Raw genomic sequence first — 22,904 nt, forward strand, 5'->3', positions numbered from 1 at the left:
TCAGAGCGGGTGAGAGGGTGAGATTGCGGAGGCCTCAGCTCACGGGGCCCAGTTTGCCAGCCGGTCGAACAGGGTCCGGATGCCGGATGTGTCGACATTGGCAAAGGCGATACGGAATTGCTGCGCGCCCGATGGATCACCCTTGGGCGTGAACATGCTGCCGGGTAGCATCAGGATACCTGCCTCTTTTACCAGACGCCGGGCCAGCGGGTCGCTGTGCTGGTCAAACGGGTGGGCCACATAGGCGAAATAGGCGCCACAACCGAGCAGCTGCCAGCCACGCGCCGCCAGCGGCGCAAACCCGGACTCGATGGCAGCGCGGCGGCGCAGCAGTTCCTGACGCTCTGCGGCGAGCCAGTCGTCGAGGTTTTCCAGCCCCCAGAGCGCGCCGACCTGACCAAGCTGTGCCGGGCATATGGTGACGGTGTCTAGGAACTTCTCCATCTCCTGCAGGTGATCGCGATGCGCGGCCACGGCACCCAGCCGGTGCCCGGTGAGCCGATAGGCCTTGGAGAAAGAATAGAGGTGGATCAGCGTGTCGGACCAGCCGGGATCCTGAAACAGCCCATGGGGTGGGCCATCCCGGCTGTCAAAGTCGCGGTAGGTCTCATCCACGATCAGGGCAAGTCCGTGGGCACGGGCAAGATCATAGAACCGCTGTACCAGACCGCCGGGATATTCGACCCCGCAGGGATTGTTCGGTGTGACCAGAACGATGGCGCGGGTCCGGTCGGTGATCAGCTTTGCAGCGGCATCCGGGCAGGGCAGCATGGCTGCGCCGACCGGCAGCGGGCAGCTTTCGACCCCCTGCATGTCGAGCCACATTTTGTGATTGAAATACCAGGGGGTCGGGAGAATGACCTGATCACCCTCACCACAAAGCGCCGCGATGGTCGCGGCAAAGGCCTGATTGCAGCCGGAGGTGATGGCGACATCACCCGCCGTGAGGTCGGCCGCATAGTGGCGGCCCATTTTTGCGGCGAGCGCGGCGCGCAGGCTGTCCCGGCCCAGTACCGCCCCGTAAAGGTGGCTGCTGTCGTCGCCAAGGGCGGCCTCGGCGATGGCGCGGCGCAGCCCCTCGGGGGGCGGGTCCGCAGGCGCCGCCTGACTGAGATTAAGGAGCGGCATGTCAGCAGGCAGGTTCAGCCCCTCCAACCAGCGCCGGGAATCGACGATGGGCGAGACAAAGGTATCTTTGGTGCGGGCGTGGGGAAATCGGGCCTGTGGCATCGGGTGTCCTGTCTTGCGTCGGCGCGTCACCGGCCAGAGCCATGGCGCGCTTTGGCCACTCCGCCGCAACTGCGCCGGTTTTGCAAGGGGGTTTGACCTGCGCCGGAAAACTCCCAGCAGATCCCCGGCGCGGAAACGAAAAAAGACGCCCCCGAAGGTGCGTCTTTCCATGCGTTGTGTGACGGTTGGTGGTCCGTCAGTCGATGGTCAGTCGGTCCCGCGATAGGGTTCGACATATTGCAGCGCCATATCCCAGGGGAAGAAGATCCAGGTGTCCTGGCTCACCTCGGTGATGAAGGTATCGACCATCGGCCGACCTTTGGGTTTGGCATAGACGGTGGCAAAATGCGCCTTGGGATACATCTGGCGCACCAGTTCCAGAGTTTTGCCGCTGTCGACCAGATCGTCGATGATCAGCACGCCTTCACCGTTGCCCATCAGTTCGGCGTCGGGGGCTTTCAGCACCTCGGCCTGTCCCTGATCCTGATGATGATAGGATTTCACCCCGATCGTGTCGACGATGCGGATATCCAGTTCGCGGCTGACGATCATGGCCGGAGCCATGCCGCCACGGGTGATGGCGACAACGGCACGCCAGGCGCCTTCGTCGGGGCCTTGCCCGTCCAGACGCCACGCCAGTGCGCGGCTGTCGCGGTGCAGCTGGTCCCAGGAAATATGAAAGCCTTTTTCATGAGGCAGACGATCGGTCATGTTTTTGATGCTCCTGTTAGGGTCTGGCGTCCGGGATCGTGCATCTGCCCTCAGAGGGCGGCGATCTTGACGCCGAGGGCGGCCAGCAGACCACCAAAGACCCGGTCGATCACATGTTTCAGATTGATATACCCGCGGCGCGTTTTCTCAAAGGAGAAGATACGGGCCACGAGGGTGTTCCAAGTGACTTCACCCAGAAAGATGCAGGTGAGCAGGGCGGCAAGGGCCAGGCTGCTGCTGCCTTCGGGAACGGTGCCGACAAAAACGGCGCCGAAAAAGGCGGCCGGCTTGGGGTTGGCCAGCTGGGTGAAGATCCCAAGACGGAAGGCCGCAAAAGCAGTCTGCGGCAATTGTGCGTCACTGTCCTGCGACATCGGTTCGCTGGCATGGCGCCACATGTTCCAGGCCATGTAGATCAGGAACATGGCGCCGCCGATTTTCAGCAGGGTCAGCAGGAAGGGGGCATAGTCAAACAGCAGGTTCAGCCCGAAGAGCGCGGCGGAGGCCCAGAACACCGCACCCGCACCGATGCCAATCGCCAGCGCCAGACCACTGCGCCAGCCATGGGCCAGGCCGACGCGCGCAGCCATCAGAACGGCGGGGCCGGGGCTGATGGCGGCCATCAGGCACAGGAGGACGGAAGCGGTAAAAGCGGCGAGTGTCATGGTGGGTCCCTGTCATTGGAAGAGGCGCGCGTGGGCCGCGCGCCTGCTGTGTCATTCTCTGTGGTGCAGATGCGCGCAGCATCTGCTGGACCCGTGTTTATTTGCGCCCGGTTGCCGCATCGATGTCAGGGGCGTCAACCGCCTTCATCCCGACGACGTGATAGCCGGCATCCACGTGCAGATTCTCGCCGGTCACGCCGGAGGACAGATCCGACAGCAGATAAAGCGCGGATTTGCCCACGTCATCAATGGTCACGTTGCGGCGCAGCGGCGAATTATATTCGTTCCATTTCATGATGTAGCGGAAATCACCAATGCCCGAGGCGGCCAGCGTCTTGATCGGTCCGGCAGAGATCGCATTGACGCGGATGCCGTCCTTGCCCAGATCTTCGGCAAGGTATTTGACCGATGCTTCGAGCGCGGCCTTGGCGACACCCATGACATTATAATGTGGCATCACCTGTTCGGCGCCGTAATAGGTCAGTGTGACCGCGCTGCCGCCCTCGGACATCATCTTCTCGGCGCGCTGCATCACCGATGTGAAGGAGTAGACCGAGATATCCATGGTCATCTGAAAGTTGCCACGGGTGGTGTCGACATAGCGACCGCGCAGCTCGTTCTTGTCGGAAAAGCCGATGGCGTGCACCAGAAAGTCCAGTTTGCCCCATTTTTCTTCCAGCGCTGCAAACAGCGCATCAACGGAGCCCTCATCGGCCACATCGCAGGGCAGGACGATATCGCTGCCAAGCTGCGCCGCCAGCGGGTCGACGCGTTTCTTCAGGGCATCGCCCTGGTAGGAAAACGCAAGCTCGGCGCCGGCGTCGGCGCAGGCTTTGGCAATGCCCCACGCGATGGATTTATCATTGGCAAGGCCCATGATGAGGCCACGTTTGCCGGCCATCAGTTGACTAGACATGCAGGTTCTCCGCCTGTGATATTCGAATTAGACGACGTTTAGTCTGTCAGGCGAGGCGCTTCAAGAGCGCTGTCTCTTGTCGTTTGTCCTGTCTCGGCCTAGGTTGCTGTCAGCCATGCGCATTGTCGCGCCAGCCAGACCCATATAATAACAGTCCAAGAGGTGCGCCATGTCCGATCGCAGCGGTATCTTTGCGGGGGAGGATCCCTTTGCCATCGCGCGCAGCTGGCTCAGCGAGGCGGAAGAGAGCGAGATCAACGATCCCAATGCGATTGCGTTGTCGACGGTGGATGCCGATGGGTTGCCCAATTGCCGGATGGTCCTGCTGAAAGAGATCGAGGACGCAGCCTTTGTCTTTTATACCAATTACGAAAGCGCCAAGGCGCAGGAGCTGGATGGCGCTGGCAAGGCGGCGTTTGTCATGCATTGGAAATCGCTGCGACGCCAGGTGCGCGCGCGCGGGATCATCAGTCGCGAGAACGGCCCGCAGGCAGATGCCTATTACAAATCCCGGTCCCTCAAGAGCCGACTGGGGGCCTGGGCCTCGGCGCAGTCGCGCCCCTTGTCGAGCCGGGGTGCGCTGATGGCGGAGGTGGCCAAGGTCACAGCCACCAAAGGGTCAAATCCCGAGCGCCCGCCATTCTGGGGCGGTTACCGTCTGACGCCGCTTGAGATCGAGTTCTGGGCCGATGGCGCGTTTCGTCTGCATGATCGCTTTGTCTGGCGGCGCGAAACACCCGAAGCGCTTTGGACGGTGGAGCGGTTGTGCCCTTAGGTCACTATCGGAAAATAGCAGAATTGTGATATTGGTGTCCGTTTTTGGCTTGAACTCAGAACCGAGAATAGAGCATCACCTACTGGTTAAAAACTGAAGAATACGGTGGACTACAGCAGTGGCAGAAGACTTGAGCAGTTTGCAGCAAATACGCGGGCTGGTGAAATGGTTCGATCCAACCAAAGGTTTCGGCTTTGTCGTCTCCGATGAGGGCGGACCGGACATCCTGCTGCACGTGAATGTGTTGCGTAACTTCGGTCAGAGCTCCATCGCCGACGGGGCCGAGGTTGAGCTGGTAACGCATCGCACCGAACGCGGCGTCCAGGCGGTGGAGGTTCTGTCGATCACGCCGCCGGTTCGCGACGACAGCCCGGTTCTGAGCGATTTCGCGGAGATTAATGCCGAGACGCTGAGCGCCGAGCCACTGGTACCCGCAAGGGTGAAATGGTTCGACAAAGGCAAGGGCTTTGGTTTTGCCAATGTGTTTGGCCGCGACGAAGACGTGTTTCTTCATGTTGAGGTTCTGCGCCAGTCGGGTCTGTCGGAACTGCAACCGGGCGAGGCGCTTGGGATGCGGGTGATCGACGGCAAACGCGGCCGCATGGCGGTCGAGGTGCTGGCCTGGGAAGCGGCGCTTCTGGAAAAGCAGGACTAAGGTGATGCGGCACGCCTGGACCCGATTGTCAGACAGGATGACAACAGGAGCCAGAGCCGCCGCTCTCTCTATTATGTCGGTCGCTGCGATTGTGGCGGCCGGGGGGGTGCAGGCCGAAGAGGCCTGCCGCCCTGATCTGGTCAGCCTGCGCGGCCCCTGGGGGCAGGCGCAGTTCTCAGTAGAAATCGCCGATACCATAGAAACACGCGCGCAGGGGTTGATGCACCGGCCCCATATGGCGCGTGGCAATGGCATGTTGTTTGTCTATGAGGCGCCGCAGCGCGCCAGCTTCTGGATGAAGAATACGCTCATTCCGCTGGACATGCTGTTTGTCGACAGCAGCGGCACGGTGCGCCATATTCACCATCGCGCCATTCCCGGGGACCTGACGCCGATTCCGGGTGGTGACAACGTCTATGCCGTGCTGGAAATCAACGGCGGTCTTGCCGCGCTTTATGGGATTTCAGTCGGCACCCAGCTGCGCCATGAAGTTTTTTCAACGACAGGCGCAATTTGGCCCTGTTAGGGCTTTTCAAATCAGATCGGCAACGCTAGGAAGGCGCACGGTCCGGGGCGTGGCGCAGTCTGGTAGCGCACCTGTTTTGGGTACAGGGGGTCGTGAGTTCGAATCTCGCCGCCCCGACCATTTCATCCATCTGGATGTGACGTAGACGCCGACATGCCTGTCACAGGGCTGTCGGCGTTTCGCGTTCCAGCTGACCGATCCGATGGGGGCGCAGATCCGTCATCCGCGGACGGGCAGGGGCGCTGTTCAGTCGCTGAGGGCTCTGAGGAGATTCGGACTGGTTTCCAAATTATGACCAAATCAGGCGTCTCGCTATGTCTGTTAAGGGTTGCTTAACCAACTGACGCGCGTTGGCGTCGATTTCCTTTTACGCTTCGTGCCAACAGGGAAAAAAAACACCTCGGCACGCCTTCTATCTGGAGGGCGTGTATTTCATTTTTTCAACCCTCGGCCTGGTTGAGTGATTTCTGTTTCAGAAGAGTTCGCTGCTGCCGTTGCTGCGGCGTGACATGCGGCAAGCCCCTCTCCGCAAGGGGATTTATCGCGTCGGATGGATGGGGCTCTTGGGACCGTGCCAGGTAAAGTGATCAACTCTGAATCGCAGCTTCGTGATCGACCGCAGACCATTAAGCTATCGTCAACGAAAAAGATGGTTACGAAAACCTAAAAATGCCGTTGACCCCATATGCCTGAATACGTCAAATTGTGTACGTCGGATGATGCAGCACAAAATATGGTGGATTTCACCCGGTGCTACACCAGACCAAGCAAAGCATTTAGCGCTGGCGGATATGGGGCCTCGGCCCTGGCACGCATCTTATGTGAGGTGCGCAGCAGGGTGTTTTGCGGCGAAGAACGAGAAGAGACGCGTCGGCCAAAAGGCGTGATTTGTGACAGTGGGACTGCAAAAAAGAGGCGGATGGCATGAAGATTGAACGGAAATTTACAAAATCTGGGCAGGACGCATATGCCGATCTGGACTTTGTCCCTGCAACGTCGGAGATCCGCAATCCAGACGGCACCATTGTGTTCCGTCTTGAGGGCGTCGAGGTTCCGGCGGGCTGGAGCCAGGTCGCCAGCGATGTGATTGCGCAGAAATATTTCCGTAAAGCCGGCGTCCCGAGCAAACTGAAAAAGCTCCGTGAAAAAGGCGTGCCCGAGTTCCTATGGCGCTCGGTTCCGGCCGGTGATGATGTGGAATTTGGCGGCGAGACCTCCTCCAAACAGGTGTTCGACCGTCTGGCCGGCGCCTGGTGCTACTGGGGCTGGAAAGGCGGTTATTTCTCAACCGAGGAAGACGCGCGCGCCTATTTCGACGAGATGCGCTATATGCTGGCGACCCAACGCGCCGCGCCGAACAGCCCGCAGTGGTTCAACACCGGTCTGCATTGGGCCTATGGCATCGACGGCCCGGCACAGGGGCACCATTATGTCGATTACAAAACCGGCCAGCTGACCAAATCTGACAGCGCCTATGAGCACCCGCAGCCCCATGCCTGCTTTATCCAGTCGGTCTCTGACGATCTGGTGCAGGACGGCGGCATCATGGATCTTTGGGTTCGTGAGGCGCGGTTGTTCAAATATGGCTCCGGCACCGGCACCAATTTCAGCCATCTGCGCGGCGAAGGCGAACCGCTGTCCGGCGGTGGCAAATCCTCTGGCCTGATGGGCTTCCTCAAGATCGGTGACCGGGCAGCCGGGGCGATCAAATCCGGTGGCACCACCCGTCGCGCCGCCAAGATGGTGATCGTCGATGCAGATCACCCGGATATCGAACAGTTCATCGACTGGAAAGTGATCGAAGAGCAGAAGGTGGCCTCCATCGTCGCAGGCTCCAAGATGCACGAGAAGATGCTGAACGGTCTCTTCGAGGCCATTCGCAGCTGGGACGGGGCCGAGGCTGACGCCTATGATCCGGCCGTCAACGATGGGCTGAAAAAGGCAATCCGCGAAGCCAAGAAGGTCGCCATCCCCGAGACCTATGTGAAGCGCGTTCTGGACTATGCCAAGCAGGGGCATACCTCGATTGAATTCCCGACCTATGACACCGACTGGGACAGCGACGCCTATAATTCGGTTTCCGGTCAGAACTCCAACAACTCGATCCGGGTCACCAACGCCTTCCTTCATGCGGTGAAGAAGGACGCCGACTGGCAGCTGATCAACCGGGTCGATGGCAAGGTCGCCAAAACCGTGAAGGCACGGGATCTGTGGGAAAAGGTCGGTCATGCGGCCTGGGCCTGCGCCGATCCGGGCATCCAGTTCCACGACACAGTGAACGAGTGGCACACATGCCCCTCCGACGGTGAGATTCGCGGCTCAAACCCTTGTTCGGAATATATGTTCCTGGACGATACCGCCTGTAATCTCGCGTCGCTGAACCTGCTGACCTTCCTCAAGGACGGGGTGTTCCAGGCCGAGGATTACATGCACGCCTGCCGTCTGTGGACGGTGACGCTGGAAATCTCGGTGATGATGGCGCAGTTCCCGTCCAAGGAAATCGCGCAGCGTTCCTATGATTTCCGCACGCTGGGCCTTGGCTACGCCAATATCGGCGGCTTGCTGATGAACATGGGCTTTGGCTATGACAGCGCCGAAGGGCGCGCGCTTTGCGGTGCGCTGACCGCGATCATGACCGGCGTGTCCTATGCCACTTCCGCCGAGATGGCCTCCGAGCTGGGGCCGTTTGCCCGCTACGAGCAGAACGCAAGCGACATGCTGCGGGTGATCCGCAACCATCGCGCAGCCGCGCACGGCGCGGTCGACGGCTACGAAGGCTTGGCCGTGAAGCCGGTGCCGCTTGACAGTGCCAACTGCCCGGACCCGCGTCTGGCGGAACTGGCGATGAGCAGCTGGGACGAGGCGCTGGAGTTGGGCGAACGTCACGGGTTCCGCAATGCGCAGGCCACCGTGGTGGCCCCAACCGGCACCATTGGTCTGGTCATGGATTGCGACACCACCGGGATCGAGCCGGACTTTGCGCTGGTGAAGTTCAAGAAGCTGGCCGGCGGCGGTTATTTCAAGATCATCAACCGCTCGGTTCCCGCCGCGCTGGAGGGCCTGGGCTATTCCCCGGCCCAGATCGAAGAGATCGTCTCCTATGCCGTGGGCCATGGCACCATCGGCAATGCGCCGGGAATCAATCACACCTCGCTCGCCGGTCACGGCTTTGGCCCCAATGAGCTTGCGAAGGTCGATGCGGCGCTGGAGTCGGCCTTTGATATCCGCTTTGTGTTCAATCAGTGGACGCTGGGCGAGGATTTCTGCACCGGTGTTCTGGGCATCCCGACGACAAAGCTGAACGATCCGACCTTTGACCTGCTGCGCCATCTGGGCTTCAGCAAGCGCGATATCGAGGCGGCGAATGACCATGTCTGCGGATCCATGACGCTGGAAGGTGCGCCGCATCTGAAGGAAGAGCACTATCACATCTTTGATTGCGCCAATCCTTGTGGCAAGAAAGGCAAGCGTTATCTAGGGGTTGATAGCCATATCCTGATGATGGCCGCAGCCCAGAGCTTTATCTCCGGTGCAATCTCCAAGACCATCAACATGCCCAATGACGCCACCATTGAGGATTGCCAGAAGGCCTATGAACTCAGCTGGTCGCTGGGGGTGAAGGCCAATGCGCTGTACCGTGACGGCTCCAAGCTGAGCCAGCCGCTGGCGGCGGCACTGGTTGAGGACGACGATGAGGCGGCCGAAATTCTCGAAAGCGGGTCGCAGCAGGAAAAGGCCATCACCCTTGCCGAGAAGATCGTCGAGAAGGTGGTCATCAAGGAAATCGTGAAATCGCATCGCACCAAGATGCCGCAGCGCCGCAAGGGCTATACCCAGAAGGCGGTGGTTGGCGGCCATAAAGTGTACCTGCGCACCGGCGAATATGAGGATGGCAACCTTGGCGAGATCTTCATCGACATGCACAAGGAAGGTGCCGGTTTCCGGGCGATGATGAACAATTTCGCCATCGCGGTATCGGTTGGCCTGCAATATGGCGTGCCGCTGGAGGAGTTTGTCGACGCCTTCACCTTCACCAAGTTTGAGCCCGCGGGCATGGTGCAGGGCAATGACTCGATCAAGAATGCGACCTCCATTCTGGACTATGTGTTCCGTGAGCTGGCGGTCAGCTATCTCGATCGGACCGATCTGGCTCATGTCAAACCGGAAGGCGCCAGCTTTGACGATCTGGGCCGGGGCGAGGAAGAGGGTGTCTCCAATCTCTCGGAACTGAGCGAAACCGCTGCGACGCGGTCGCTGGAGGTGCTGAAACAGATTTCCTCCACCGGCTATCTGCGTAAGCGTCTGCCGCAGGAACTGGTCGTATTGCAGGGCGGGCAGACCGAGCTGCTGGCCAACATCGGGGGCGATCCGGTCGCTGCCTTGCAGTCGCTGGTGCCTGAGACATCAGCCGTTGCGCCTGCCGCGTCCGGCGGCATGGATGCCCGAACCAAGGCCAAGATGCAGGGCTACGAGGGCGAGGCCTGCGGCGATTGCGGAAATTACACGCTGGTGCGCAATGGCACCTGCATGAAATGCAACACCTGCGGCGGCACCTCTGGCTGTAGCTAAGTGCTGATGGAATTGGACTGTGACCGTCGCGGCGATGCTGTCGCGCTGGTCGGAAACCCGGGGTGGGTGCGCTCACCCCGACACGGATCGGGACACAGGCAACAACCTCGGGCGGTAACAAGAACCACCTGATCCGTGCACCTGGGAGGGGGAGGCCACAGTGCCTCCCTTTTTTCTTTTTTGGTCCGGAGCTTGGTTTAGCTGCGTTTTAGAACCCTTGAAAATATAACGATAAACGCTGAAAGCACTGCAAGGATCACAAAGGCGGCAGGCAGCGACAGCAACTCGGCGGTAATGCCGATCATGGGTGGGCCGATCAGGATGCCGCCGTAGCCGAATGTCGCGACGCTGGCGATGGCAGCGCCTGCGGGAAGTTCGGGATCACTGGCCGCGCGGCTGAAGGCGAGCGGCATGACCAGCGCATAGCCGATACCCATCAGGGCAAAGCCGATCATGGCAGCAGCGTAGCTGCCAAACACCACCGCGATCAATGCGCCAAGACAGGCGCTGGCACCGGCCATGCGCGCGGCGCTGACGGCCCCAAGCCGCGCGACCACAAGATCGCCGATCAGCCGCATTGCCACCATAGCGACCGAGAAAACGGCAAATCCAAGCGCGGCATCCGCTTCGCTGGCGCCCGTCGTCAGCACCAGAAAGATCGCGCTCCAGTCGGCCATCGCGCCTTCGCCAACGGCTCCGCAAAAGGCGACAAATCCCACCGCAACCAGCGGTCCACGGGGCAGAAGCGATGGTTTTGTCATCGGATTCTTGGGGGCGGGGTCGGCAGTCCAGGGGATCTGTGCGACAGAGAGCGTCAGAAGCGCTGCGATCCCCCCGGCGAGCAGGAAATGCAGCGGGATTTCTGCCCCGACGGAGGCCGCGCCGTAGCCAGACAGCGCACAAAGCCCGGCCCCAAGGCTGAACATCGCGTGAAAGGACGACATCATCGGCCGTCCGGCACGTTTCTCCACCTCACTTGCCCATGCGTTCATCGCTACGTCCATGCTGCCATGGGCGGCACCAAAGACAAAGAGCGCGGCCGCCAGCAGCGGCAGGCTCGGCGCCAGCGCCAGCAGCACCAGCCCGAGGACATAGGCCAGCGCCACCCGGCGGGTGACATGGGCGGCCCCCATCCGATCTGCCGCCCGTCCGGCAAGCGGGAAGGAGAGGATCGCGCCTGCAGCCATTAGCAACAGCAGCAACCCCAGCGCGCCGGGCGTCAGCTCGTGGCTGTCGGCGACGGCCGGGATGCGCGACGCCCAGATCCCAAACAGGGCGCCGTTCAGCACAAACATCGCCGCAACCGCGCGCCATGGCGTGCGCAGCCGGAACCGGGAAGACGGACGGGTCGGGTGAGGGCTGGTTACGGGCACGCGAAATCCTTTTTACGGTAGAAACTGAGGTCTCAAATCTGGCGGGCCCGTATCGGCTTGGGACATCTGACGGGACCGCTTGGCGCAGACAAATCCTCGCCAGGATTTTCGCAGAGTGATTGGAACTCAATGCCGGTGCAAGCGGTTTTGGCCCGATGTGCGGCAGGTGCCCGGGTGGTTTATTCGGGCCGTATTCGGCGCGGCAGATGGATCGAATCGACGTCAGCAGGGGCCGGTTGATTTGCAAGAGCGTCTGTTCCGATCCGGCTCCGATCTCTGCGTGGTGCCTTAACATGTCTTTGTAACGCATTGAATATGCGCGTTTATATAATGTCCGACAATACTGTTGATAATGTCCGACATTATTGCCATGCTGTGACAGGAACCGGGTCTGGCCAGCGCCAGATCGCATGAAAGGCACAGCATGGCAGCGCGTGATCCGAACCAGACAGCCCATCACATGGCGCCGCTTCCGGCGCGCAGCACTAGCCGGGATGTCCTTGAAGCGCTGATCCGCATGATCGAGGCTGACGGGCTGGGTGTGGGCGATCGCCTGCCGCCAGAAGTGGAGATCGCCCGTCAGCTGGGCGTAGGCCGGTCCAAGGTGCGCGAGGCGCTGACCGCCTGGCAGAACATGGGCATCGTGACCCGCAACAAGAAGGCCGGGACGCGACTGGCGACGGAGGTGGTGTCAAATGCCATCCATCTGCCGGTGATGGTCAAGCTGGAGGCCGAGAGCCTTATGCGAACCCATGCGGTTCGGCGCCCGCTGGAACTGGAAACCGTCCGCCTGGCAACCCGCAACATCACCCCGCAAAGCGCCCGTATCATCATGGGCCGCGTGACCGAGCTGATCGCGATTCACGGTGCCGGAGAGGACTGGCGCGCCTCCGATTACCGGTTTCACGAAGCCCTGCAGGAGGCCTGCGGCAACCCGTTGTTCGGTCAGCTGATCCAGCAGATCCAGCATGGATTCAACGAGGTCTACGAGGCGCCATTCGGCAAGCCGCATCTGGGGGAATCCTCGATCCCGCTGCACCTGCCGCTGGCCGAAGCGGTGGTCGCGGGCAATGAGGAGGAGGCGATGAAAGTGATGGAGCGCATTCTCGACATGGTCGAAGCGGAGATCCGCGAGTCGATGCAGGCGATGGTGGAGGGACATGATGACTGAGGACCTGGGCCTGGCCACGTTGATGGCGGCTGTTCTGGAGGATCGCAACGGCGCGATCACCCCGCCGATAGTACAAACATCGCTGTTCAGTTTTGACAGCTACGAAGCGTTTGAAGATCGCATGGCCGGGCGCAGCGATACGGCGATATACACAAGGGTCCAGAACCCGACGGTGGCGGCCTTTGAGGGGTTGATGGCCAAGGCCGAGCAGGGCGAGGCGGCCTGCGGATTTGCCTCCGGGATGGCGGCGATTTCCTCGACGCTTCTTGCCTTTGTGAAACCGGGCGACAGGATTGCCTGCGTCGAACATGTCTACCCCGACAGCTATCGTTTCATGGAACGGCTGTTGCGGCCCTTTGGGGTTGAAATCGACTATTACGCGCCGAGGCAGCTGGAAGACGAGCCGGACTTGCTCAAGGGCGTGCGGCTGGCCTATCTGGAAAGCCCCAGTTCGGTGGTGTTCCAGCCTCTGAACCTCATGAAGGTTGCAGCCCATGCAAAACGGCATGGCGTGCTGACGATGATCGACAATTCCTGGGCCAGCCCTGTGTTTCAAAAACCCCTGACCCAAGGCATTGATATCGTTTTGCATTCAGCATCGAAATATATCTCCGGCCATTCCGATACCGTGGCGGGGGTGGTGGTGTCTTCGCAGGCGAATATCGACCGGATCCGTGATCTCACGTTGCCGTTGCTGGGTGGCAAGCTGGCGCCGTTCGAGGCGTTTCTGCTGACCCGAGGCCTGCGCACGCTGGCGGTACGGATGCGCCAGCACGAGGCCACGGCGACGCTCTTTATCGACCGTCTTTCGGCCTTGCCGCAGGTGCGCCGGGTGCATTCTCCGGGCCCAAACGACGTGCCGGGTCTCACCGGGCGGTCCGGTCTGATGTCGGTCGAATTTGATGACAGCGTGGATATCCCGGCATTTGCCAACGCGCTAACCCATTTCCGGCTGGGCGTCAGCTGGGGTGGATTTGAAAGCCTGATCCTGCCGGCCCGCGTCGGGCTTGCGCAGATCGGCGAAGAGAACTCGATGCAACGTTTTGGAGTTTCGCCGAACCTCGTTCGGCTGAACCTCGGGCTGGAGGAGGCCGAGGACCTGTGGGCGGATATCACATCCGCCCTCGCGACTAGCACGGTCTGACAGGGCCGTGTGCACCGTCACACGACAAGGGGAAGGACAACATGAAAAAAATTCTGACAGGGATCACGACGGCGGCCATGCTGATGGGCAGCGCCGCCTACGCGGAGACGACGCTCAAGCTGGTTGAGGTGATCACCAGCCCGGAACGCACCAAGGTGCTGCAGAGCATCGTTGACGGTTACGAGGCCGCCCATCCCGATGTTTCCGTCGAAATCATCAGCCTGCCGTGGGGGCAGGCGTTTGAGAAGCTGGCGACCATGGTTGCCGGCGGCGATATCCCCGATGTTGTCGAAATGCCCGACACCTGGCAGGCGCTTTATGCAGGCTCCGGCCAGCTGGCAAGCCTCGCCGATCATGTCGCCGACTGGGAGCATGGCGCAACGCTGACAGACAAGACGATTGCAATGGGCAGCCAGGCGGGTGATCTCTATATGATCCCCTACGGGTTCTACCTGCGCGCGATGTTCTACAACAAGAAACTGCTGGCCGAAGCCGGTGTCGAACCGCCCGAAACCATGGAAGACTTCATGGCGGCATCGGCTGCGGTATCGGAACTGGACGGCAAATCAGGCTACTGCCTGCGCGGTGGTCCGGGTGGCACCAACGGCTGGGTGATGATGGCGGCTGCGATGAACGGCACCAATGACTTCTTCACCGATGATGGCAAGAGCCGCATGAATGAGCCAGGCTCGGTCGAGGGCATCCAGTTCATGCTTGATCTCTACCAGAAGGGCTATGCCCCGAAGGATGCGGTCAGCTGGGGCTTCAATGAGATCGTCGCCGGTTTCTATTCTGGCACCTGCGCTTTCCTCGATCAGGATCCTGACGCGCTGATCGCGATTTCGGAGCGGATGCCAGCCGAGGATTTTGCGGTGATCCCGATGCCTGTCGGCCCCTCCGGCAAGGCATTCCCGACCATCGGTTTTGCAGGCTGGTCGATCTTCAATGCGACCAAGCATGAGGACGAGGCCTTTGATCTGGTGGCGGCGCTGTCTGCACCTGAGGCCAATGGCACCTGGGCCAAGCGAGTTGGTGTGATCCCGGTCCATAAGGGCGCTGATCAGGATCCCTATTTCCAGACCGAGCAATTTGCAGGCTGGTTCAAGGAGTTGAACGGTGAGCAGTATGAGCCGACCACCATGCCGACCTTTCTGGAGAAATGGGGCTATTTTGCAAGCACCGTGGTTCTGGAAACCAGCCAGGAAGCGCTTCTTGGTCAGCGCAGCGCACAGGATCTGGCCGATGAATGGGCGGATTTCCTGACCGGCGAATATGCGAAATGGCAGGCAAAGCAGTGATTGCGCGCGCCCAAAAAAACGTCGTGCCCGGGGGAACCGGGGCACGGCGCTCGCTCTACTGGCACTATATGGTTGAGCCGTTTCTCTACCTGTCGCCGATGATCCTGTTGATCGGCAGCGTCATGCTGATGCCGCTGGTGATTGGGGTGTCCTACTCGTTTCAGGCCATTGAACTGCTGAATCCTTTCGACACTGGCTGGGTCGGGTTTGAAAACTATCAAAAGCTCTGGACGGATCGCAAATTCTGGATCGCGCTTGAGAACACCTTCTTCTGGACGTTCTGGTCGATCTTCTTTCAGTTCTTTCTCGGGCTGGGGCTGGCGATGCTGCTGAACACGCAGTTCTTTGGCAAGAAGCTGTTTCAGGCGCTGGTGTTTCTGCCCTGGGCGGTGCCGACCTTTCTGTCAGCCCTGACATGGGCCTGGCTGTTCAACCCGGTGATCGGACCGATCCCGCACTGGCTGGCCGCGCTTGGGGTGCTGTCGGAGCCCTACAATATCTTGGGTGATCCTGATCTGGCGATCTGGGGGCCGATCACCGCCAATATCTGGTTTGGTGTGCCGTTTTTCGCCATCACGCTGCTGGCTGCGCTGCAGTCCATTCCGGGTGAGCTGTACGAGGCTGCCGAAATCGACGGCGCCAGCGCGTGGCAGAGCTTTACCAAGATTACCCTGCCGTTCCTGGCGCCAATGATTGCCATCACGGTGATGCTGCGCACCATCTGGATCGCCAATTTTGCCGATCTGATCTTTGTGATGACCGGGGGTGGTCCGGCCAATTCAACGCAGATCCTGTCCACCTACATCTTTACCACCGCGTTCCGCAAACTGGACTTCGGCTATGCCTCGACCATTGCGGTGGCGCTGCTGATCATCCTTCTGGCCTATGCTGTCATCCTGCTGTGGATGCGCAGACGGCTGGTCAAGATCTGAGGATCACCATGGCTAATATCGCGCGTTCATCCAGACGTCATCCAGCGCTTGCGCTTGGGAAATATGCCGCCATCGCATTCTATCTCGGCTTTGCGCTGTTTCCGCTCTACTGGCTGATGAAAATCGCCGTTACGCCCGATGCGCTGATCTTTTCCGAGGGCACGCGGATGCTGCCCAGTGCAGTGACGTTCGAGAATTTCGCCACCGTGCTGTTTGAGACCGAGTTCCTGGCCTATTTCCGCAACTCTCTGACAGTCTCGCTCGGCACGGCGTTCTTCACCACGCTGATTGCAGCCGGGGCGGGCTATGCCTTCTCGCGATTTGTCTTTGCGGGCAAGCGGATCATCATCGGCGTGATGCTGATCACCCAGATGTTCCCGCTGCTGATGATCATCGCGCCGATCTACAAGATCGTGGCTGATCTGGGCCTGCTGAACTCGCTCACCTCGCTGATCGTGGTCTACACCGCCTTCAACATCCCATTTGCGACCTTCCTCATGCAATCCTTCTTTGACGGGATCCCAAAGGATCTGGAAGAGGCCGCGATGATGGATGGCTGCACCCGGTTTCAGGCGCTGCGCACGGTGGTGTTTCCGCTGACACTGCCGGGGCTGGGGGCGACGCTGGGTTTTGTCTTTACCGCCGCCTGGTCCGAGCTGCTGTTTGCGCTGATGCTGATTTCAAAAAATGACGCGATGACCTTCCCGGTCGGGCTGCTGACCTTCGTATCGAAATTCTCGGTGGACTGGGGGCAGATGATGGCGGCTGGCGTGCTGGCGCTGGTGCCAAGCTGCCTGTTCTTCATTTTCATACAACGCTACCTGGTGCAGGGCCTCACGTCCGGCGCGGTCAAAGGATAGGGGGCCGGATCATGGCACGGATCGAACTCAGAGATGTTGCGAAACGCTATGGCGCTGTTGAGGTGCTGCGCGATATCAATCTTGATATTCAGGACGGTGAATTCATCGTTCTGGTCGGGCCATCAGGCTGCGGCAAATCTACCCTTCTGCGGATGATCGCAGGGTTGGAGCCGATCACGTCTGGCGATTTCGAGATCGACGGGCAGCGCATGAATGACGTGCGGCCACGGGATCGCGACATTGCCATGGTGTTCCAGTCCTACGCGCTTTATCCGCATATGGATGTGGCGCGGAACATGGGGTTTTCCATGGAGATCCGCAAGGAACCGGCAGAGGAGCGCAGATCGCGGGTCGCCAAGGCCGCCGAAACCCTAGGCCTGTCGAAACTGGTGGATCGCTTGCCCAAGGCGCTATCGGGCGGGCAGCGCCAGCGCGTTGCCATGGGGCGCGCCATCATCCGCGATCCGCGCGCGTTCCTGTTTGATGAGCCTCTGTCCAATCTGGACGCGGCGCTGCGTGTGGAGATGCGGCTGGAGATTGCTCGGCTGCACAAGCAACTGGGCGCAACGATGATCTATGTGACCCATGATCAGGTCGAGGCGCTGACGCTGGCGGACCGCATTGTGGTGTTGAATGGAGGCGATATTCAGCAGGTCGGCTCGCCGCTCGATCTCTATGAGCGGCCCGCCAATAAGTTCGTGGCGCAGTTCATCGGCTCTCCCACGATGAACATATTGCCGGTATCCGGGGCCGATAGCGGGGTGATGGCCCGCAATGGCATGATGCTGACGCTGGATCATCTGCGCGACACCGCCGCAGCTGTGGATCTGGGCATCCGACCGGAGCATCTGGATGTGGTGGCACCGGGTGAGGGGGATCTGACTGCGGTTGCAGATGTGGTTGAACGTCTGGGATCGGACACAAACATCTATGCCAATGTCGATGGGCTGGGCCCGCTTCTCGTGCGCAAACATGGCAATATCCCGGTCCGAAACGGGGATCGGCTGGGATTGCGGGTGCAGCGGCAGAATGCTCATATCTTCAACGCAAATGGCAGGGCCATCCGGCCCGCTGCCTGACGTGCGACACAAAGGAGAGTAGCCATGGTCACGCCGAACCCTGCCGGAGCGCTGGATGCAGCCGGTTTCTGGCTGGACGACCCGGATCACCGCGCTTTTCTGATAGCGGATGCTCGCCGGCAACTGGGTTTCTTTTCTGCGAGTCTGGGCAAGGGACCGGGCTTCCATACCCTTGATGCCGCCGGTCAGCCATTGCCGGACAACACACAGGAGCTGCACACAACCACGCGTATGGTGCATTCCTACGGGCTGGCGCATATCTGCGGCTATGCCGGTGCCGACCGGATCATTGACCATGGCATCGCCTATCTCAACAGTCATCATCGCGATCCCGTCCATGGCGGGTATCTTTGGGCGATGAAGGGCGACACGGTCGCTGATGATCGCAAACTGGCCTATGGGCATGTCTTCGTGCTGCTGGCGGCCTCCACTGCCAAGCTGGCCGGGCATCCAGGTGCGGATGCGTTGCTGTCGGATGTCGCCGAGGTGCTGGACCACAGATTCTGGGAACCGCAGGCGCAGCGCTTTGCTGATGAATGGAACCGGGACTGGACGCCGTTTTCATCCTATCGCGGCATGAACGCCAATATGCACGGGGTCGAGGCGCTGCTGACAGCCTACGAAGCCACCGGCGAGTCGATGTTCCTCGAGCGAGCGGGGCATATTCTGGCTTTTTTTGTCGGTGATATCGCCGGGCAGGACGGCTGGAGACTGCCAGAGCATTATACCGAGGAGTGGCAGATTGATCGCGCCTATGCCGGTGATCCGATGTTTCGGCCTGCGGGCACCACGCCGGGCCATTCCTTTGAGATGGGGCGGCTGCTGTTGCAGCACTGGGATCTGGCCGGACGGCAGGATCCAGGCGTTCCGTGCCGCGCCCGGAAGCTGATCGAGCGGGCCCTGGCGGACGCCTGGCTGCCGGATGGCGGGTTTGCCTATACGCTTGACTTCGAGGGTAAGGTTGCGATGACCAATCGCTTCTGGTGGCCGGTAACCGAGGCCATCGGCGCGGTTGCCGCTTTGATCAGGCTGGACGCCCGGGCCGAGGACGAGCTGTGGTATCGCCGCCTCTGGAGCTTTGCACAGGCCCATTTCATTGATGAAGAGCGCGGTGGCTGGTATCCCGAGATTGACCAGGCGGGGCAGGTGACGCAGACGATTTTTACCGGCAAGCCGGATATCTACCACGCGCTTCAGGCCTGTCTGTTGCCCATGGGCGCCTTGCAGTTGGGCCATGTGTCAGGGTTGAAACAATTGCCGACACCGCTGTTGTCCTGAGTACGGCGCGCACCTGAAAAAACCGGTCCGACCACCCATCCATCTGCCGCTAGTGCAGCGCCTTGGCCCGGACATTGGTGAGCCCCGCTCGGCCCGGACTGTACCTGCGCCGGGCGTCGCAGGGCGGCCGACATTATCGCGAAATATCGACGCGATGACACCGTAAAAAATCCCGACATCAACCAAATAAGGGCTTAGCGAATGAACGCTAAGCCCTTGGAAACTTTGGCTCCGGCGGTAGGGATCGAACCTACGACCAATTGATTAACAGTCAACTGCTCTACCGCTGAGCTACGCCGGAATGTGGGGCTGATATATGGCGTGCATTCTGGCGCGTCCAGAGAAAAAATGCCCTCGGCTGCATTTTTTTGACAGCTCGATCGCGCAGGGTTTTGGGCCGTGGCGGGGCTGGGGCGATTGGCGGTCTGCGCCGCGTGATGGCCATCAATATTCCGTCGTCCGGCGATACGGGGCGTGCTGCCGCGCGGCTACTTTCCGCATCGAAACTGTGGTAGGCTTACCGGATGGGGATCTTTCGATCTTGCAAAGCGACCGGCGCTGCGGGTGTCGGGAGACGCGGCTGGACAAGCCAATCTCGGCAGGAGAGACGAGATCGAAAATACCAGAGCCAAAGAGGCGGGACCGCGCGGCTGAGTGCGGCGGTGTTCCCCCGCTAATGGGCCATCCCCGAGGGTGTCGAGCGATAATTTTGACACAGACAGAGCATCGCCAAGGGCGTGTGCTCGAAGGGGGACGACATGGCGAAAGTGACATTTCCGGGACGTTGGCCGCCGTCGGCAAATCTTGCCAGCAGCACGGTGAAGGCCTGGCTGCGGTACGAGCGGCAGTATCCGGGTTCGCGCCGCCCGTCGCGGCTGATTTCACATCCGACGGCCCCCTATGTCGCAGAGGCCACCGTCGGGGCAGCTGACGGGCCGATCAATCTGGCTGCGCTGACCGGCGCGGCGGCCGACTATCTGAAACACCTGAGAGCCTATGTGAACGCGACAACTCCGCCTCTGGGCGCGGCGGACCCGATGCTGGACCTGATTGCAGGTGTCGCCTCCGCTGGAAGCATGCTTCGCTGGTGCGATATCTGGCCGGAAATTGATGGGCCGTCGACCCGGTTGAAAGGGCAGATTGCCAGTTGGAACATGTCACGCAATCCGAAGGGCGCGATGCCGGGCACCGTGATCCTGGTCGCGACCGAGGGGATCGAGAACCCATTGCTCTCGTCGTTCCTGATGCGGTTTCCCTCAGCAGGATTTCGGGTGCCGGTTGAGGTGCGCCAGACAACACGCGGCTTTGATCTGATCATCCGCGGTCTGACAGCTGAATTCCCAGGCGGTGCAAATCGCGCGCTGTCGGCGATCCTGGCCAACAGCAGTGCTGACGAAAAACAGTCTATTCTGAGCCGGTTGGCGCAGTCGTTGTCAAGCGTTCCGATCGGGTTTCAGGCGGCAGATGATCCTGCAACGGCCGAACCGCAGGCCGCCACGGATACCGGCGATTTGCCGACGGCGTCGACCACCGATGATGCTGCGGACAGCGACACGGGCGGCGAGGCGCCCCCGGTCGTCTCAGCGCCGCGGATGATGTCGATGCTTGAGGAAACTATCGCCAAACAGGCCGGGGTGGAGGCGCGGTCGCTGTTGTTGCAGGATATCCAGTTTTCGGCGGAACAGGACAATGTCGCTGCGGGGGCCTGGGAGATGACGCTGGTCCTGCTGGCGCGCGGGCAGGAGACAACGCGCGGCGCGCCGCTCAGCTATCGGCTGACGGTGCGTCTGCGGTTGCAGGACCTCGCTCAGAACAGCGTCGAAGTCGTGTCGGTGACGCGGGTGCCGCTGGTGAGCCATGCAGTGGCAGGTGGTGGCCCCCGGGTGCCGGAGCTGGAGCCATTTGTGCGGGTGTTCCCGGTGCCGCCACCGGATTGGGGCGGGCACCCGGCGCCGCCCTTGTCCTGGCGGCGCCCCACGCGGCCGGACAAGATCCTTGACCTGTTCCGCGAAAATCGCGCGATTAAGCTGGATCTGGGGATGAAGATGCAGCGACCGGCCTATGTGGTGCGCAATTGCCCGCGTTTTGTGCCGGGTGATGGTCACGGCGATCTGCCCAAGCCGCTGCCGCCGATGGATGTGTCAGATGTGCCGCCACGCCGCAACCTGTCCACCGCAATCAGCGCCTATTGGCATAGCACGGTGTTCTTTGACAGCATGAGCGGGCTGGGTTTGGCACCGGATGCCTATGTTGCGACGGCGGACGGACCGCTGGCCGTGCATTACCGCTCGGGCATCGTGCCCGGACCCGGCAGAAGCGGTCGGACAATCAACGCGCAGGTGCGTTACGACGTGGCGCCGGATGCCGCCCAGCAGAGCAAGCCGAGCATCGACATGCATCTGGCGCTGGCCAATCTCAACCGCTGGGCCAGGGTCAAGCCGGGGACGCCAGATAGCCAGCTGGAGCCGCTGGGCATCGCCAGCAGCGGGCGCTGGATGCTGCATGAATTCGGTCATTACCTGCTGGCGGCGCGGATCGGGCAGCTTGAGTTCGATTTCGCCCATAGCGCCGGCGATTCCCTGGCGGCGGTTTTCTTTGACCCGTTGTCGGATCTGTCCAGCCCGGCCTATCCGGGCGATGCACGGATGCGGGGCTGGACCTTCCCGTTTGTCTTTGCGCCACGGCGGCATGATCGCACCCCGGCCATGGGCTGGGGCTGGTACGGTCTGCTGAACCGCTCGGTTGTTGAGGATCCGCCCAAGTCCGGCACCGAGCATAAGGCCTATCTGACGGAGCAGATCCTGTCGTCCTCATGTTTCCTGCTTTACCGCGCGCTTGGCGGCGATACGCTGGCAGGGAGCGACGCCGATTGGGGGCAACGCACCCGCGCCTCCGATATGACGCTGTATCTGCTGCTGCAGGCAATGGCAGGTCTGGCGCAATCGCCGTCGCGCGCTGAAATGCTGGAGGTTGGGATGGAAGCCGCAGGCTGGGGTGCCCCGGCGTTGGTTCCGCTACCCAGAGGCGGGGCGGAGTGGCAGCCGGCAACCTCGCACAAGGTGACACGATGGGCCTTTGAAACCATGGGCATGTTTCCGGCGAACCCGGAGAAGATCAGCAGCAAGGCGGGAGCGGCCCCGGTGGTGGATATCTACATCCGCGATCGCCGCGCCGATGTTTTTCCAACTGGTGATGGCCCGGTGACAGTGGGGCGCGGCAGCTATCTGCCGGTCTCTCTGCACTGGGCGCAGGATGCTGATTGGGTAATGCCGGGACTGGTGCCGGATCTCGGTAACCGGGGAACGGTCGCGGCGCAGGGTGCAGGGCTGCGCGTCTGGGGCGGCTGGGTCCTGAACGATAAACCGATCTCGCAGATTATGGACCGAAGCATCCTCTGGAGTCCGCATCCGCTTGCGCTGGGGCCTTGTGACATCGGCCCGGATCAGCAGGCAGCATCGGATCTGACGCAGAATGACGTGCAGCAGATCACGCAGCTCTGTAAAGATACGCGCAATGCAGCACCCGCAGGGCTGCAGCTGGTGTTTTTCTATGAGCTGACCCATGTGAATGACCGCGCCAATACCGACCCCGCAGCGGGACTGGCGCCGCAGATCGGCGCAGGCGAAACCCCGCCACAGACGGTGCAGGCCCTTGTCGATCTGGTCGCCTGTGACAACAATCTGGGCCTGCACATGATCGGCTAGGGTCGGGAGCCAAGAGGT

The 22,904-nt window shown here is 61.0% G+C and carries 17 protein-coding genes and 2 tRNA genes; 13 read left to right on the forward strand and 6 right to left on the reverse strand.

The features are described from left to right. Positions 1–39: 39 nt before the first annotated feature. The 4 genes from VWZ87_RS05360 to fabI form a co-directional block, all read right to left on the reverse strand. A complete protein-coding gene (locus VWZ87_RS05360; RefSeq protein WP_416534874.1) occupies positions 40–1,230 on the reverse strand; it encodes an aminotransferase in 1,191 nt (396 codons plus the stop codon). Positions 1,231–1,437: 207 nt separating this feature from the next. Then, positions 1,438–1,941: a xanthine phosphoribosyltransferase gene (gene gpt / locus VWZ87_RS05365; protein WP_340545686.1), complete on the reverse strand. Its 504-nt coding sequence runs from the start codon at positions 1,939–1,941 to the stop codon at positions 1,438–1,440. A gap of 50 nt (positions 1,942–1,991) precedes the next feature. After that, complete coding sequence (locus tag VWZ87_RS05370) at positions 1,992–2,606, reverse strand: LysE family translocator (RefSeq protein WP_340545685.1); 615 nt, start codon at positions 2,604–2,606, stop codon at positions 1,992–1,994. A gap of 97 nt (positions 2,607–2,703) precedes the next feature. Further along, on the reverse strand, positions 2,704–3,522 hold the full coding sequence (gene fabI / locus VWZ87_RS05375) for an enoyl-ACP reductase FabI (protein WP_340545684.1): 819 nt from the start codon (positions 3,520–3,522) through the stop codon (positions 2,704–2,706). A gap of 169 nt (positions 3,523–3,691) precedes the next feature. Here fabI and pdxH point away from each other — a divergent pair, with 169 nt between their 5' ends. The 5 genes from pdxH (at position 3,692) to VWZ87_RS05400 (ending at position 10,047) form a co-directional block, all read left to right on the forward strand. Then, on the forward strand, positions 3,692–4,297 hold the full coding sequence (gene pdxH, locus VWZ87_RS05380) for a pyridoxamine 5'-phosphate oxidase (protein WP_416534875.1): 606 nt from the start codon (positions 3,692–3,694) through the stop codon (positions 4,295–4,297). 118 nt (positions 4,298–4,415) lie between these two features. Then, positions 4,416–4,952 carry a cold-shock protein gene (locus VWZ87_RS05385; protein ID WP_416534876.1) on the forward strand — a complete coding sequence of 179 codons (537 nt, stop codon included), beginning with the start codon at positions 4,416–4,418 and terminating at the stop codon, positions 4,950–4,952. 4 nt (positions 4,953–4,956) lie between these two features. After that, on the forward strand, positions 4,957–5,478 hold the full coding sequence (locus VWZ87_RS05390; protein WP_416534877.1) for a DUF192 domain-containing protein: 522 nt from the start codon (positions 4,957–4,959) through the stop codon (positions 5,476–5,478). Between the two features lie 43 nt (positions 5,479–5,521). Beyond that, positions 5,522–5,598, forward strand: a tRNA-Pro gene (locus tag VWZ87_RS05395). Between the two features lie 804 nt (positions 5,599–6,402). After that, on the forward strand, positions 6,403–10,047 hold the full coding sequence (locus VWZ87_RS05400) for a vitamin B12-dependent ribonucleotide reductase (RefSeq protein WP_416534878.1): 3,645 nt from the start codon (positions 6,403–6,405) through the stop codon (positions 10,045–10,047). A 197-nt stretch (positions 10,048–10,244) separates the two neighbouring features. Here the strand turns inward: VWZ87_RS05400 and VWZ87_RS05405 are convergent, their stop codons facing one another. After that, entirely contained in the window at positions 10,245–11,420 is a 1,176-nt protein-coding gene (locus tag VWZ87_RS05405; protein WP_416534879.1) for an MFS transporter, read from the reverse strand. 424 nt (positions 11,421–11,844) lie between these two features. Between VWZ87_RS05405 and VWZ87_RS05410 the strand changes: the two genes are divergently transcribed. The 7 genes from VWZ87_RS05410 to VWZ87_RS05440 are packed head-to-tail and all read left to right on the forward strand — an operon-like array spanning position 11,845 to position 19,182. After that, positions 11,845–12,591, forward strand: a complete 747-nt coding sequence (locus tag VWZ87_RS05410; RefSeq protein ID WP_340545678.1) for a FadR/GntR family transcriptional regulator — start codon at positions 11,845–11,847, stop codon at positions 12,589–12,591. Further along, positions 12,581–13,735: an aminotransferase class I/II-fold pyridoxal phosphate-dependent enzyme gene (locus VWZ87_RS05415; protein ID WP_416547600.1), complete on the forward strand. Its 1,155-nt coding sequence runs from the start codon at positions 12,581–12,583 to the stop codon at positions 13,733–13,735. Before VWZ87_RS05410 ends, VWZ87_RS05415 begins: the two co-directional genes overlap by 11 nt. Before the next feature lie 41 nt (positions 13,736–13,776). Further along, the gene (locus tag VWZ87_RS05420) at positions 13,777–15,033 is read left to right on the forward strand and encodes an ABC transporter substrate-binding protein (protein WP_340545676.1); all 1,257 of its coding nucleotides are present in this window, start codon (positions 13,777–13,779) and stop codon (positions 15,031–15,033) included. Continuing rightward, entirely contained in the window at positions 15,015–15,965 is a 951-nt protein-coding gene (locus tag VWZ87_RS05425; protein ID WP_340545675.1) for a carbohydrate ABC transporter permease, read from the forward strand. Before VWZ87_RS05420 ends, VWZ87_RS05425 begins: the two co-directional genes overlap by 19 nt. 8 nt (positions 15,966–15,973) lie before the next feature. Further along, on the forward strand, positions 15,974–16,825 hold the full coding sequence (locus tag VWZ87_RS05430; protein ID WP_416534881.1) for a carbohydrate ABC transporter permease: 852 nt from the start codon (positions 15,974–15,976) through the stop codon (positions 16,823–16,825). Between the two features lie 11 nt (positions 16,826–16,836). After that, positions 16,837–17,904 carry an ABC transporter ATP-binding protein gene (locus VWZ87_RS05435; protein WP_340545673.1) on the forward strand — a complete coding sequence of 356 codons (1,068 nt, stop codon included), beginning with the start codon at positions 16,837–16,839 and terminating at the stop codon, positions 17,902–17,904. A 24-nt stretch (positions 17,905–17,928) separates the two neighbouring features. Further along, the gene (locus tag VWZ87_RS05440; RefSeq protein WP_416534882.1) at positions 17,929–19,182 is read left to right on the forward strand and encodes an AGE family epimerase/isomerase; all 1,254 of its coding nucleotides are present in this window, start codon (positions 17,929–17,931) and stop codon (positions 19,180–19,182) included. 226 nt (positions 19,183–19,408) lie between these two features. Here VWZ87_RS05440 and VWZ87_RS05445 read toward each other — a convergent pair. Then, positions 19,409–19,483, reverse strand: a tRNA-Asn gene (locus VWZ87_RS05445). A gap of 457 nt (positions 19,484–19,940) precedes the next feature. On the opposite strand from VWZ87_RS05445, the gene VWZ87_RS05450 reads away from it, so the two are divergent. After that, positions 19,941–22,886, forward strand: coding sequence for a hypothetical protein (locus VWZ87_RS05450; protein WP_416534883.1), 2,946 nt, complete (start codon positions 19,941–19,943; stop codon positions 22,884–22,886). The last annotated feature ends 18 nt before the right edge of the window (positions 22,887–22,904 follow it).

It is taken from the genome of Phaeobacter sp. JH20_37 (assembly GCF_048056015.1).
GTDB classification, from domain to species: domain Bacteria; phylum Pseudomonadota; class Alphaproteobacteria; order Rhodobacterales; family Rhodobacteraceae; genus Phaeobacter; species Phaeobacter bryozoorum.

Coding starts and splice junctions, on each gene's coding strand:
- VWZ87_RS05450 (WP_416534883.1), top strand. CDS start 19,941: ATGGCGAAAGTGACATTTCCGGGACGTTGGCCGCCGTCGGCAAATCTT.
- VWZ87_RS05360 (WP_416534874.1), bottom strand. CDS start 1,230: ATGCCACAGGCCCGATTTCCCCACGCCCGCACCAAAGATACCTTTGTC.
- fabI (WP_340545684.1), bottom strand. CDS start 3,522: ATGTCTAGTCAACTGATGGCCGGCAAACGTGGCCTCATCATGGGCCTT.
- gpt (WP_340545686.1), bottom strand. CDS start 1,941: ATGACCGATCGTCTGCCTCATGAAAAAGGCTTTCATATTTCCTGGGAC.
- VWZ87_RS05440 (WP_416534882.1), top strand. CDS start 17,929: ATGGTCACGCCGAACCCTGCCGGAGCGCTGGATGCAGCCGGTTTCTGG.
- pdxH (WP_416534875.1), top strand. CDS start 3,692: ATGTCCGATCGCAGCGGTATCTTTGCGGGGGAGGATCCCTTTGCCATC.
- VWZ87_RS05370 (WP_340545685.1), bottom strand. CDS start 2,606: ATGACACTCGCCGCTTTTACCGCTTCCGTCCTCCTGTGCCTGATGGCC.
- VWZ87_RS05420 (WP_340545676.1), top strand. CDS start 13,777: ATGAAAAAAATTCTGACAGGGATCACGACGGCGGCCATGCTGATGGGC.
- VWZ87_RS05425 (WP_340545675.1), top strand. CDS start 15,015: ATGGCAGGCAAAGCAGTGATTGCGCGCGCCCAAAAAAACGTCGTGCCC.
- VWZ87_RS05415 (WP_416547600.1), top strand. CDS start 12,581: ATGATGACTGAGGACCTGGGCCTGGCCACGTTGATGGCGGCTGTTCTG.
- VWZ87_RS05410 (WP_340545678.1), top strand. CDS start 11,845: ATGGCAGCGCGTGATCCGAACCAGACAGCCCATCACATGGCGCCGCTT.
- VWZ87_RS05400 (WP_416534878.1), top strand. CDS start 6,403: ATGAAGATTGAACGGAAATTTACAAAATCTGGGCAGGACGCATATGCC.
- VWZ87_RS05435 (WP_340545673.1), top strand. CDS start 16,837: ATGGCACGGATCGAACTCAGAGATGTTGCGAAACGCTATGGCGCTGTT.
- VWZ87_RS05390 (WP_416534877.1), top strand. CDS start 4,957: ATGCGGCACGCCTGGACCCGATTGTCAGACAGGATGACAACAGGAGCC.
- VWZ87_RS05430 (WP_416534881.1), top strand. CDS start 15,974: ATGGCTAATATCGCGCGTTCATCCAGACGTCATCCAGCGCTTGCGCTT.